Annotated in this window: 14 protein-coding genes; 6 read left to right on the top strand and 8 right to left on the bottom strand. The window is 35.1% G+C overall.

All coding sequences use genetic code 11. From position 1 onward, the window contains the following. Positions 1-162 precede the first annotated feature (162 nt). Complete coding sequence (locus MUA40_RS04085; protein ID WP_016425553.1) at positions 163-720, top strand: HAAS signaling domain-containing protein; 558 nt, start codon at positions 163-165, stop codon at positions 718-720. A gap of 2 nt (positions 721-722) precedes the next feature. After that, positions 723-1,565 carry a DUF4097 family beta strand repeat-containing protein gene (locus MUA40_RS04090; RefSeq protein ID WP_167732711.1) on the top strand — a complete coding sequence of 281 codons (843 nt, stop codon included), beginning with the start codon at positions 723-725 and terminating at the stop codon, positions 1,563-1,565. A gap of 66 nt (positions 1,566-1,631) precedes the next feature. Here the strand turns inward: MUA40_RS04090 and MUA40_RS04095 are convergent, their stop codons facing one another. Together MUA40_RS04095 and MUA40_RS04100 are read right to left on the bottom strand one after the other, a co-directional pair. Further along, the gene (locus MUA40_RS04095; RefSeq protein ID WP_155976481.1) at positions 1,632-2,675 is read right to left on the bottom strand and encodes a C45 family autoproteolytic acyltransferase/hydrolase; all 1,044 of its coding nucleotides are present in this window, start codon (positions 2,673-2,675) and stop codon (positions 1,632-1,634) included. 335 nt (positions 2,676-3,010) lie between these two features. Beyond that, entirely contained in the window at positions 3,011-3,397 is a 387-nt protein-coding gene (locus MUA40_RS04100; protein WP_016425550.1) for a hypothetical protein, read from the bottom strand. Positions 3,398-3,561: 164 nt separating this feature from the next. On the opposite strand from MUA40_RS04100, the gene MUA40_RS04105 reads away from it, so the two are divergent. The 3 genes from MUA40_RS04105 (at position 3,562) to pglS (ending at position 5,657) form a co-directional block, all read left to right on the top strand. Further along, positions 3,562-3,735: a hypothetical protein gene (locus tag MUA40_RS04105; protein ID WP_016425549.1), complete on the top strand. Its 174-nt coding sequence runs from the start codon at positions 3,562-3,564 to the stop codon at positions 3,733-3,735. Between the two features lie 244 nt (positions 3,736-3,979). Next, on the top strand, positions 3,980-4,549 hold the full coding sequence (locus MUA40_RS04110; protein WP_167732710.1) for a hypothetical protein: 570 nt from the start codon (positions 3,980-3,982) through the stop codon (positions 4,547-4,549). Between the two features lie 58 nt (positions 4,550-4,607). Next, positions 4,608-5,657: a 6-phosphogluconolactonase gene (pglS, locus tag MUA40_RS04115; RefSeq protein ID WP_016425547.1), complete on the top strand. Its 1,050-nt coding sequence runs from the start codon at positions 4,608-4,610 to the stop codon at positions 5,655-5,657. 112 nt (positions 5,658-5,769) lie between these two features. On the opposite strand, the gene MUA40_RS04120 is transcribed toward pglS, so the two are convergent. The 4 genes from MUA40_RS04120 to MUA40_RS04135 all read right to left on the bottom strand — a co-directional run bounded on the left by MUA40_RS04120 (position 5,770) and on the right by MUA40_RS04135 (position 9,322). Then, entirely contained in the window at positions 5,770-7,149 is a 1,380-nt protein-coding gene (locus tag MUA40_RS04120; protein ID WP_262569927.1) for an aldehyde dehydrogenase, read from the bottom strand. Positions 7,150-7,473: 324 nt separating this feature from the next. Beyond that, positions 7,474-7,755 carry a GNAT family N-acetyltransferase gene (locus tag MUA40_RS04125; protein WP_016425545.1) on the bottom strand — a complete coding sequence of 94 codons (282 nt, stop codon included), beginning with the start codon at positions 7,753-7,755 and terminating at the stop codon, positions 7,474-7,476. Positions 7,756-7,787: 32 nt separating this feature from the next. Beyond that, the gene (locus MUA40_RS04130) at positions 7,788-8,714 is read right to left on the bottom strand and encodes a manganese-dependent inorganic pyrophosphatase (protein WP_187364099.1); all 927 of its coding nucleotides are present in this window, start codon (positions 8,712-8,714) and stop codon (positions 7,788-7,790) included. Between the two features lie 56 nt (positions 8,715-8,770). Then, complete coding sequence (locus MUA40_RS04135; RefSeq protein ID WP_016425543.1) at positions 8,771-9,322, bottom strand: cysteine hydrolase family protein; 552 nt, start codon at positions 9,320-9,322, stop codon at positions 8,771-8,773. Between the two features lie 82 nt (positions 9,323-9,404). On the opposite strand from MUA40_RS04135, the gene MUA40_RS04140 reads away from it, so the two are divergent. Beyond that, positions 9,405-10,511, top strand: a complete 1,107-nt coding sequence (locus MUA40_RS04140; RefSeq protein ID WP_167732707.1) for a glycosyl hydrolase family 28-related protein — start codon at positions 9,405-9,407, stop codon at positions 10,509-10,511. 127 nt (positions 10,512-10,638) lie between these two features. Here the strand turns inward: MUA40_RS04140 and MUA40_RS04145 are convergent, their stop codons facing one another. Together MUA40_RS04145 and MUA40_RS04150 are read right to left on the bottom strand one after the other, a co-directional pair. Then, positions 10,639-11,445 (bottom strand): prephenate dehydratase, encoded by an 807-nt coding sequence (locus tag MUA40_RS04145; protein WP_016425541.1) that lies wholly within the window; start codon positions 11,443-11,445, stop codon positions 10,639-10,641. Between the two features lie 44 nt (positions 11,446-11,489). Continuing rightward, positions 11,490-12,560 (bottom strand): nitric oxide synthase oxygenase, encoded by a 1,071-nt coding sequence (locus tag MUA40_RS04150; protein ID WP_016425540.1) that lies wholly within the window; start codon positions 12,558-12,560, stop codon positions 11,490-11,492. Positions 12,561-12,950 lie beyond the last annotated feature (390 nt).

A 12,950-nucleotide genomic window follows, 5' to 3' on the forward strand; every position in this document is an offset into this window, starting at 1 on the left:
CTCCCTTGACTTACATTATAACAGTATAATAATTTGATGAAAATTAAAAAGATTACGACAAATTAAGAATATGACATTTACAATACAAATTTAATCAAACTATTTAATTTTAAAGTATGAGTCCTTATAATTTTTAATATTAGAGTTAAAAGGGGGAAGACGATGGATAAAATCACATTTTTAAATGAATTAGAATATCAACTACATCGTTTACCCGATGATAAAATTGATGAAGTGATGAATACGTACGAGAATTATTTTTATCAAGAAGGACGTAAAGGGAAAACTGACCACGCCATTGTTAAAACTTTAGATACACCTAAGCAAATTGCAAAGCAGCAATATGCTAAATATGCTGTTAAAAATGCGGAAAATAAACCTGATGTAGCACACATTGCGCATGCTGTTTTTGCGACAATAGGGATGAGTGTCATCACTTTATTTTTCATTCTGGTACCTTTGTTTTTTGTAATGATTATTACATTGTTAGGCACTTTTATTGCATTAGGAATGTTGCTATCCCCGTTACTCTTACTCATTATGAACATATGGTCAGGGTTATACAGCTTTTCATTAAGCAATTATCTTTTTAGCTTTGCTTATTTAGGACTGGGTGCTATGTTCCTGGTCATGATTATAAAATTCATCATTGCAATTCGAAACTTACTCATAAGATATTTGAAATGGAATGTCAATTTTATTAAAAAAGGAACATCGTAGCCATGAAAAAATTATTTATATTTGGTTTGAGTTGTTTTTTAGTCTCTTTTATATTAGGCACCATCGTATGGTTTGGATTTGAAAAAAAGCAACAATCCATTGAAAAAGTAGAAAAAACATATGCTAAAAATGAAATTAATCAACTTATCGTGAATATGGCATCAGCTGATGTCAAAATTGTTGAAGGCAAACAGTTTCATGTCACATATAAAGGTAAAGAAGATTTGAGCGTTTCGAAGCAGAACAAAACGTTAAATATCGCAGAAATTAAACATTCTAGAGGAAAGGAACCTAATTTAAATCCTTTCAATAGAGAAGATAATTACATTGTGATTACTGTTCCATCAGCACAATTGAAAGAGCTGAATGTTTCAACTGGTTTCGCTAAAATACAAGCTGATGGGATTGATAGCCAGAATGCGAAGTTTTGGAACGAACGCTCAGGTGAAGTGACGATTAATCATAGTCAATTTTCACATACTAAAATCATTGGTCATGAATCGTTAGTGAACATTCATGATAGTCACTTGAGTCAAAGTGAAATCAGTGTTGAAAATGGTCAGATTAATGCTAACCGATCCGCACTTCATAGAAGTATTTTTAAAATTAAGCAAGGAAATATCGTCATGAATGATATGGAAACAGAATGTGATTTTAAAGGCTCTACGCAAAAAGGGAATATCGATTTAAATTATCGAAAAACGCCTCATAATGTCATGCTATCGTTAAATCCAGAACATGGTCATGCACATATTAAAAATCAACATTTAAAGCATGGTAAAAATGGTAAAGGAGAGCATAAAGTTGAACTTTACACAAATCATGGGGACATTACGGTAGATTAATGAATGAAATCGATTAAGCGCCATAAATGGATGACAACTGTGTCATCTATTTATGGCGTGTTTTATTTATTCTGTCGCAAATTGAATTTCTGTATCAATGCGACCTTCAATTTGATTTGCCGTTAGATCATGGCCTTTTAACCAAGCGCCAAAATCAATTTTAATCGGATCTCGACTTTCACCTAATGCAATCCAAGCGTGTAATTGATGGGGGTCATACATAGAAGTATGAATAGTCCCACTCCAGCTTTTAAATAATTTACTATATATTTCGTATTGGGGTTGATTGAACCGCTTAAAGACTTCAAAGCGGTCTTCATGTGCTTGTGAAATTTGATTTTCAAGGCGACCTAATCGTTCTTTAGATTCTTTTGTATAGTTGCGATTTTCATGCGTCAACAATTTAAAGTGATTGGTGCAAGTTTGATCATAACGAACCTCTATACTTCTCGGAGAAACTTCAACGATGGCATGTGCGCCAGTTGCATCCTTAACGATATAACTAAATGAACTCCGGTGAGGAATTTCTTTTAAAAAGGCCACGGCTTCTTCTACATTTTTGCAATTTTCTAAGACAAGACGGCCAACCATATAACAAACAAATCCATTCGCTGGCTTTTTACGATGCATAAAATTGTAAGCCATAACTAAACCACATTCGTTCATTCCGTCCATGCGACCTGTCACTCGAGACATAGGACCAATTTGAGCATAACCGTCATCATGCGGTTCAAACAACTGATACCTAGCATCGTATGTTGCAGGGTGATAATCGTAATTTCTCACTAAATAATCTTGTCCAATGTAAACCGAACACCCACTATCTGGCAGTGTTGTGAAGCGGTAGTGTGCGAAATTTAAAATCGCTTGTCGTGTTGGAATTTTTAATACATCTTGAATTCCCATTATTTCTTCCCAAATCCGAGGTGCATATTGTTGATAAATGTGATAAGTTTCTTCGATATCTATATCGAAGCGAGGCACTCGTTTCTTCCATTCTTTATTTCTATTTTTTAATAACGCTGTCGTTTGAAGCCACTGCCCTGTCATTACACCGTAATCGTAATGGTTTCCTCTAAAGCTTAAAATATCCGATGTGACATTTTGCATAAAAATCGTCCTCTCTGAAATCTCGCTAACATAATTTGTTAAATGGTTGTAATCATTCTTTAATGGTATTCACTTCATGGCGCTACTATAATAAATTTAACATCATATTAAGTCGTATGTGAATAGGGATAAGGGGGGAGTTTTATGTGGAATTACTATATTAAGGTTAAACATTGGTTTTACAAAAATTATACACGGTGATGATTGCATTGAGGACTAACTATAAATGGATGATATAAAACTCGGACGAAAGGTTATGTATCGTCCGAGTTTGTGTTTAATATCATAAATAGTTATGTTTGAAATATGTGGTGCTATTACGCGACATTCCTCATTTATTGATTGACATCTATTACATTTGGTGTGATATAGACTGTTTTAATACGATGTTGTTCACCTGAAGCCCCTCCAAAAGTCATTGTAACCATTGTTTTAGAAGTGCGCTTGTAGTCAGGATTTTCTAACGAATAAACGTAAAAAATAATTAATTGACTGCCTCGCACATGGGCACGATGGATAATTTCAAAGTTCCATTGGAGGTCATTTTTCTCCATCACTTGCTGCATGCGTTTTCGTAACATGTGAATGAGCGTTGACTTTGATAATGATTGTGCCTCACCTAGCTCATTAATATAGTATGCTAATACGCGATCATCTACCATATTTTCTATACTCTCGATATCATTGCTTTTCCACGAACTCATTAATGATATGTATGGCATTTAACAAACCTCTTTCACAATTAAGTTAATCTTAATGTAACATATTGCTTATAAAAATTAAATTGATTTCTGATTAATACAGTCAAGAATAGGGTATGTAGTTAATGATTGTAATATTTTATGTTATGATGATATTAAATAAATGATGATGAGGTGAAATATTTATGTGGAACTTTATTAAGGGCTTATTTAAGTTTATCTTTATTTTCACAGCTACAGTGACTGTTGTCTTCGGTGTGGGTGCAGCTGTACTCGCATATGTTTTCAAAAAGGACTTTGAAGATATCGAAAATAAAACAAAAGAGATTGTATCTGACATTGAGTCTAATGTTAACTAAAGCATAACAACTGAACAATTCAATTTTAATGCGCGTTGAAAAAGATCACATTTAGTTATTTTGAGCTCGTCTTTATACGTTGCTCCAATGTGATTTTTGATTTGCCGGATTAACATTTACGGGAGGTAGCGACTTTGAAATCAAAATCAAATTTTAGATTTCGGTCCTACCTCTTTTTTATACAGACAATTAGAACACTGAATGAATAAAGGCTTTGAAAATTTTTATTATAAAGGTGATCAGTTTGTATCAAACACGTAATGCATTAATTTCATATCAACTTAATGAATCGACAAACTTTCAATTAGCATTGTTAAATCAACAATTATTAAATGAGCGCTATCAAGAACAACGCTTTCTTGATATGATTCAGGCCGTTTTCCAGACACACTATGAGACAAGCAATATTACAATTGGTGTCAGTGATGATAGACAATTAAGAGAAAATGCTTACCAATTTAAAGACTTATTAGAACAGGTCTTGATGCATACGGGATGTTCAGAGTTTGTAATCAGAGTTGTCGAGTGGAAAGAAGATTGTAAAAGTATGAAAAAATTTGAGCGTGCTTTTGTTGAAAATGAGCCAGATATATGGTTTGTCTTTTCGAAACCGCTCAGTTTTTGTCGATTGTTAAAAAGATTATATCGAAATCCTCTATTTGATCCTCGTCGTACATATTGCATGAGTAATTTATGTTCAAATCATTTAGTTCAAACATTGGGGTTTAAATATTTTGAAGGTATGAAAGGCATCACATCAATGGGGAAAGTGTGGACAGCTGAAGACGGTGAGTTGCGCATTATACCTTCGTAATGGGACAGCGTGTTAAAATTTGATAAAATAGCATTAAGAAATTTGAGAGGGGTACAACATGACAAAAGGATATATTGGTTCTTATACTAAGAAAAATGGAAAAGGTATTTTTCGATTTGAGTTAGATGATCAACAAGGTATTGTTGAGAAAGTTGAAACAGGATATGAATTAAATGCCTCGACCTATTTGACACAGTATCAAGATATGTTACTCGCCATTACGAAAGACGATCAAAACGCTGGCCTCGCTTCTTTCAAGATTAATAAAGATGGAAGCTTAGAAAAAAAGAGTACTTGTTTGGAATCTTTTAAAGGCTCTGGCTGTTATGTAGCGGTATCACCAGATGGAAAATATGCTTTTGAAGCGGTTTATGGAGATGGTGTCGCACGTATTTATGAATTAGATGCTGAAAACCACACTGTTAAACGCTTAATTAGAGAAATCAGCCATGATTATCCGCATGGGCCGAACATAGAGCGTCAAGAAAAATCCCATGTGCATTATTTAGATGTCACACCTGATCATCAATATGCGGTAGCTGTTGATTTAGGTTCGGATTTGTTAGTGACATATCAATATGGTTCTGAAGGTATGGAAGTTGCATATCGCACACAATTAGAACCTGGTGATGGCCCTAGACATATTGCTTATCATCAAACAGGACGTTACGCCTATGTGGTTAATGAACTTTCAAATACGGTTGTTGTAATGCAATATGAAGACGGTCGATTCACTGAATTGGAACGTCATTTAACGATTCCTGAAGATTTCTTACATCCGACTAAATTAGCTGCAGTACATCTTTCACATGACCAACGTTACTTATATATTAGTAACCGCGGGCATGATAGTCTTGCAATTTTCAAAGTATTAGCTGAGGGTAGCAAACTAGAATTGGTTGATATTGTCTCAAGTGGCGGTGTATTTCCAAGAGATTTCAATATTACTCCTGACGATGCATATCTCGTTGTGGCACATCAAGAAGAAGACTCTAAAATTGTCGTATTTGAAAGAAATCGAGACACGGGATTGTTGACATTAAAAGATGATCAACAAGTTGCAGAGGAAGGTGTTTGTGTTAAATTTTTAGACGAAACCGACCTCTAATAGCGAATAAAAGCACAAAAAGATAACGAAAAAGCACATGCTGAGAATGGCAAAAATGATGATTGTCATATTCTCGCATGTGCTTTTATGTTAACGCATTTGAAAGAGAAGATTACTTTTTAAATAACTTTTTAACGTAGCCCAGTTTACCTTTATAAGGGGGAAATAGTAACCCAGTCTCCAATTTAGTTGTTTTAAAAATATAAGGTTTTTGATGTGAAAATGTTTCAAATGAATAACGTCCATGGCAGCGCCCGATGCCTGACGCACCTACACCACCAAAAGGAAGGTTTGGATTTGCTAATTGAAGTAAAGTATCGTTAATGGCACCGCCACCAAACGATAGTTCAGTAAGTATTCGATTAGTTGTATTTTCATCTTCACTAAATAAGTATAACGATAATGGTTTAGGTTTTGATTGAACATATTGAATGGCTTCATCAAGATTTTGATAAGTCATAATTGGTAAAATTGGACCAAATATTTCATCAGCCATAATGGCATCTGAAGCTACTACGTTATCAATCAGAGTCGGTGCAATATAACGGTCAGTCGCGTCCGTTTCACCACCTAAAATAATTTTAGTTTCATGGGTTTGAATCAATTGTGCTAAACGATTAAAATGACGTTCGTTTACAATACGCCCGAAATCCTCACTCTCATGGGGCGCGCGTCCATAAAACTCACGTATTGTCGTCGTCAAAGCTTTAATAAAATCCGCTTTTACTGTTTCATCAATCAGCACATAATCAGGTGCTACACAAGTTTGACCCGCATTCATAAATTTACCAAAACAAATTCGTTCACTTGCTACTTTTAAGTTAGCGGATTTATCTATAATTGTAGGTGATTTTCCGCCAAGTTCTAATGTCACTGGTATAAGTTGTTTTGCAGCCGCTTCATAAACAATTTGGCCAAATTTTGCCCTACCGGTAAAAAAGATATGATCAAAAGGTAATTGTAAAAGTGCTTGAATCACATCTGCACCACCTTGCACGACGCTGACGTATTCTGGCTCAAAACTATTTGCGATAATAGTTTCAACGACTTCGGCCACATGAGGTGTGAGTTCTGACGGTTTCACGATAGCGGTGTTGCCTGCAGCAATTGCACCAAGTAAAGGTTCAAAAATTAATTGAAAAGGATAGTTAAATGGACCAATAATCAACACGGTACCTAAAGGCTCACTAATGACAAAGCTTTTAGTAGGGAAGAGAAATAAAGGGGTGTCTACAGATTGTTTTTTGGCCCATTTATTCAATGATTTACGGGTATGTTTAATGCTATTCAATGTATAGCCCACTTCAGTTGCATAAGCTTCTACTTCATTTTTGCCTAGATCCTTTTTTAAAGCCTCTAGTATGGCATCTTCATGTAATTTAATTTGCTTTGATAATTGCTTTAATGCTTTTTTACGATATTTGAGGGACACGGTGATGCCTGATCGAAAATAGTCTTTCGTTGCATCAAATTGCTTCTGGTAGCTGTTCAATGAGATAACTCCTTTCAAATGATGTTTTATTAATGAGAGGGTATGCTAGTTATCTTTGTATGAGATGTGTATTCAATCAAATATAAATGACACAGCATAAGGTGAGTATCGATTTGATGGTAACATCAGATACAAAGAAAGGGACCAGAATAGAAATCTGACTACACGTTTAGATTTCGTATTCTCGGCCCCAAGTTAAAAAGATAAAATATTTGTGTATAACATAAAAATGACATGGACACTTAAAATGGCTCAATCATTTAGATAGAATGCACAACCATGCACCTTGTGAGTCATCAAGAAACACTTGTATTAAAGTTCTCCTTACTCAGCTAAAAGCGGTGCAAGAGATTTATCTTTTTCAAATTGACGCGCCACATAACTACAAGATGGAACAATTTTTAAGTTTTCATCTTCGGCTTTTTGAATGACTTCGTTGAATAATTTTTTTGCAACGCCACCGCCACGGAGTGATGGATCAACAAAAGTTTTGTTGACATCGATTGTATTTTCATCAAGATACTTAAATGTAATCTCAGCTTGCGGTGTGTTTTCATTTTCACCAATATAAAACTTGTGATGTCCTGCTTTAATTTGATTTGTCATGCAACCACATCCTATTCATTTGATTTTAAACTTTATGATAAAGCTTCAGTAATAGGTGGAACAATTTGTTTCTTACGTGATACAACACCAGGTAAGAATGCTGTATTGTTATCGAGAGCAGTGTTGAAAGCTTCTCCGACTTTATCTTTTTCTGCACCAACAACAATAATTTTAGAATTGCTGTTTAAAATGTCTGTAATAACAAGAACGAAGATATCATAACCGTTTTCAGCGCTTGCTTTATTCATTGCATTTTCAAGTGCTTCTTGGCGCGCGATAACTTCATCGATATCGACAGTGTTGACTTGTGCAATACGTACAGTATGTTCACCCATACTGAAAGATTTCGCATCTGTGTTTAAAATGCTATCTTCTGTTTTGTTTGTAGTAGAAGCGCCTGCTTTTAACATGTTCAAGCCATATTCTTCTAAATTCACATCTGCAATTTTTGCTAATGCTTTTGCAGCATTAACATCTTGTTCTGTACATGTTGGTGATTTGAATAAAAGGCTATCTGATACAATAGCAGACACCATTAACCCTGCAATTTGAGGGCGGATTTCATAGTTGCGCTCATTATACATTTTGTATAAAATCGTCGCTGTACAACCAACAGGTTCAGCGCGGTAATATAATGGACCAGCAGTTTGGAAGTTTGAAATTCTATGGTGATCAATTACGTGATGAATTTTTGCTTTCTCGATTGTTTTAGCACTTTGTTGGAACTCGTTGTGGTCCACTAAAATAACGTCTTTTCCTGTTAAATCATCTGTCAACAATTCAGGTACTTCCACATTAAAATAATCTAATGCATATTGTGTCTCTGGACCTAACTCTCCAATACGGAAGGCTTTGGCCTCTTTATTACCGTGTTGTTGTTCAAAGTCAGCCATGATGATTGCCGAACAAATGGCATCAGTATCTGGGTTTTGATGACCAAAAATATATGTTGTCATTATTCAATCTCCTTATTATTTTACTATATTCATATCTATTTTAGCATGGCAAACAGTAATTATTCTACCGCTGCGCCTAAAGTATCTTTAAAATGTGTTAAAGCCCATTCATGGCCCGTTAAATTGAATGATGCCACGCCATTTTTAGGTATAATCAGTTGATAGTTTAAATTATATGCGCTTGCTGCAGTGTGAAGGACACAGATATCTGTACAAACACCTACAATTTCAAGTGTATCAACATGGCGTTCACGTAATAAGCTATCTAACGGAGTACCATAAAAGGCATCGTAACGTCGTTTATCTATAAAATAGACGTGTGATTCGTCTTTAATTTGGTTATATATTTCTTGTACACGACCATAAAGATCACGTCCATGTGTTCCCTCAATGTTGTGTGGTGGGAAACTTTTCGTCTCAGGATGATAAGGATCATTTTCATAATGTAAATCCATCATAAAGAAAATGTTCTCTTTTGATTGATGGTAAGACTGAATGCGCTCTACGATAAAAGGCTCAATCGCTTGACCCGCTTCACCGCAAGTCAATTTCCCATCATCAGCCACAAAGTCATAAGAATAATCCACTACAATTAAAGCTTTTTTTGACATTAAACATCCTCCTAAAAAGGGTATATAGAAATTAAACAACATTATTCATAGTATAACTTAATTCAGAAAGGATGGCACGAAAATGATTTTAAATATTTTAGATTTTGGTGCAACTGGAAAAAATAAATTGCGCGACACGATCGGCATTCAACGTGCTTTAAATAAAGGTAAAAAAAGGAACGTGACTGTTTATATCCCTGAAGGTACATATCATATCGCTAAAGCCTTAAAAATATATGAAGGTACAACTTTAATATTAGATGCAGAAGCGGAATTATTAAGGGTTGGTCGAGACGCATTATTAAAAAATGGCTCAAGTCGAAAAAAGTACTATCAATATGATGGTAATAGCCATATTAAGATAGAAGGTGGCACATTCAATATGAATGGTGTGCACTATCCTTATAATAATACAGCAATGTGCATAGGTCATGCCCGAGATATTGAATTAAGCCATATCACTTTTAAAAATATTGTAGGTGGGCATGGTGTGGACGCTTGTGGATTAGATGGTGTCTATATTCATGATTGTAACTTTTTAGGTTTTTATGATGTGAATGGGGATCGTTGGTTCTCAGAAGCAATTCAACTTGATATGTTTGTCGAAGGTGCTTTTCCAAAATTTGGAGTGAATGATGGCACGATTACTAAAAATGTAGTGATTGAGAATTGTTATTTTGGAAATTCATTCGAAGGGCAAATGCAATCATGGAATCGTGCAATTGGTTCACATGCAAGACGTTATAATTATTTTTATGAGAATATTGTTATCCAAAATAATATCTTTGATTCAACGCAAGATTATGCGCTCACACCTTTAAAAGGGAAAGATATCTTGATTCATAATAATTTGTTTTTAAATTGTAGTGGGGGAATTCGTTATTTAGGTGTTTATAAAGGCCAAGATATGCAAACTTTAGATGGTACTTTTGAAGGGAAACAAGGGGGAGAAGCGTTTTACGTCATGCACAATCAATTCGTCAATATTTCTGAGAAAGATCCACTGCATATTAGAAGCCATAAAGATGCGCCACACAAAGGTGTCTATATCATCGGGAATGAATTTTTAGGAGACAATCAAGCGAATCAAATGACTGCTATTAATGAATTGACGATTGCAGAAAACAGACAGTTACCTCATCTCAATCAACACGATGTCAGTCAACTCATATTGGATGAACTAGAATGAGCGCATAGGATGTAAAAGAGAGAGTGGATGATAGCGACATTGAATGACTTGAATTGGAAATGCTAAAGATAAAAGCAAATCCAATTACGTCATTTGATATGGTATGAAAAGGGAATAAATAAAGTGATTAATTGAACCGACCCAAGTTTTTTAGTTCAAAGTCGAGCGTTTTTAAAATGGTTGTGATTTTATTGACCGTTTCATCAAGAGGACACTCGGCCTGTACAAAAAAGCGATACATACCGAGTTTCGTTTTTAAAGGTCGAGATTCCACCCATTTTAAGTTGACCTGGAACATCGCAAAAGTATTTAAAATATTTGCGAGAAGTCCTGGTTTGTCTTCAGTAGGTGTAATGACTAGCAACCAATCTTTACCTGACTGGTGCGCCACTTCAGATGCATGTTTGAGGACAAGGAAGCGTGTCATATTATGTGGATAGTCTTCGATATGCGTTTGAAGAGCATGATAACCATACATTTCTCCGCTTCCAATGGGCGCAATCGCACCGGTCGTTGCATTGATTTCTCTCAATGAAGCGACAGTACTCGGTGTATAATCATAATCAAATTGATGCGCATGGATAAATCTTTGCGTTTGACTTATCGCTGGACTAATCGAATAAACTTTTGTAATATCCGCAAGCGATTGCTCAGGTAATCCATATAAAGCAAACGCAATATCTAACAAAATTTCATCCACGACGACAAAGGGATAATCAGTCAATGTATCTGCAATGACATTGATTGTTCCTTCTATCGAATTTTCTATTGGGACAATGGCAGTTGCTGTTGTTTCTTTTTGGAGTGAAGTCATGACCTCATATAAATTATCTTTTTCAACTAAGCAGTCGTCGTCTTGTTGTGATTGAGCCATCAATTTGAGTGCGGCTAAATAGGAAAATGTCCCTTTAGGACCTAAATAATAAAGTGTCATGCAATCATTCCCTTACCGATATTTGTACTTTATTGTACACGAATTTAGTGAAATGGACACCCAGATGATGACGATTTTTTATAAAAAAAGTTAGGGACTCTTATCTCATTTTGATAACCATGATGATAATTTGAAGTTAAAGTTGGAGATAATGGGGGTGCTAACCATGACCATTTTCCTGTTACAGTTCGTCCTTGTTGTTGTTCGGCTTGTTCAAATTTTTCAAATTGCTTAGCTGCAGTTAAATGGTCAACCATAGAAACGCCTGCATTTTTAAAAGATTGGTAGACAGCATCATTGATTTCAACTAACACCCGATCTTTATTAAAAGAAGTGTTTCGTAAATTAGAAAATCCCATGGCTGTGGCAAATTTTTCTAATAAGTTATAACGATAACTGTCTGTGAAATTTCTAACTGCAATTTCATTCACCATATACCAACCATTGAATGGTGCAGTTGGATAAGTAATCCCACCAATTTTTAAATCCATATTTGATATAATCGGTACCGCATACCATTTTATACCTAACTCAGCAACTTTAGGGAATTGTGTATGACTAATAGGAACCTCTAAGATTAAGTCACTAGGATATTCATAATATTTAATTTTTTGACCCGGTAATTGATATATTAAAGGTAATACATCAAAATCTGTATGCTCACCTGACCATCCGAGATGTTGGGCGAGTTGCGTGATTTCTTTTTCAGATGGATCTCCCTTATCTTCATAGCCCGCATAACGAATCAATTGATTATTAAATATTTTTGGGCCTTCAACGTCAGATTGCGCATAAATTGTAATATAAGGTTTAATACGGCCATGATTCGTCGCTGTAGAAATGTGCGAACAAATCGAATTTATAAATGATGCTTCATCTTTAATATGACGCGCGTCTTCAACGATTAAACTCTCCCAAAAAAGACGACCAATACAACGATTTGAGTTGCGCCATGCCACACGGGCACCATATGTTAATTCTTCTGAAGTATGTGTATAAGTCCCCGTCTCATTAATGGATGCTGCAATTTCCTCTAAACGGCGATCACGCGCTTGTATTGGTAAATTTAATTCTTCATACATTTGTTTAATAAATGCTTGTGCTTCTTTTAACATATGCCCACCTCAATGGATATTATAATGAATTTATATGATGTCGTGACACGTTTAGCTGAATTGTCACAATTTTGTATCAGTTGAACGTGTTAATTTATAATATGGCTTCTTACTCACTCACTTTATCATGCTTTTGAATCTGGTTCGAACTTGTCGAACTTTTAATTTGAATGTGATACACCCAATGCCCATCTCAAGCCGATTTCCTTAACTTTTTAACTGAACCTATTATATGAGCGCACATTCGATCACGTTCATTAATTAAATGATATGAAAGTACTATATTTGTTGGAATGGAAGCCCGAGCCTTTTAAATAGACCAAATTCCACAGAATTGCAGTGTCGAATAAAGAATCCCACGATATTGTGTGATATTATAGGTATGATAAA

Source organism: Staphylococcus schleiferi (assembly GCF_025558325.1).
In the GTDB taxonomy this organism is placed as follows: domain Bacteria; phylum Bacillota; class Bacilli; order Staphylococcales; family Staphylococcaceae; genus Staphylococcus; species Staphylococcus schleiferi.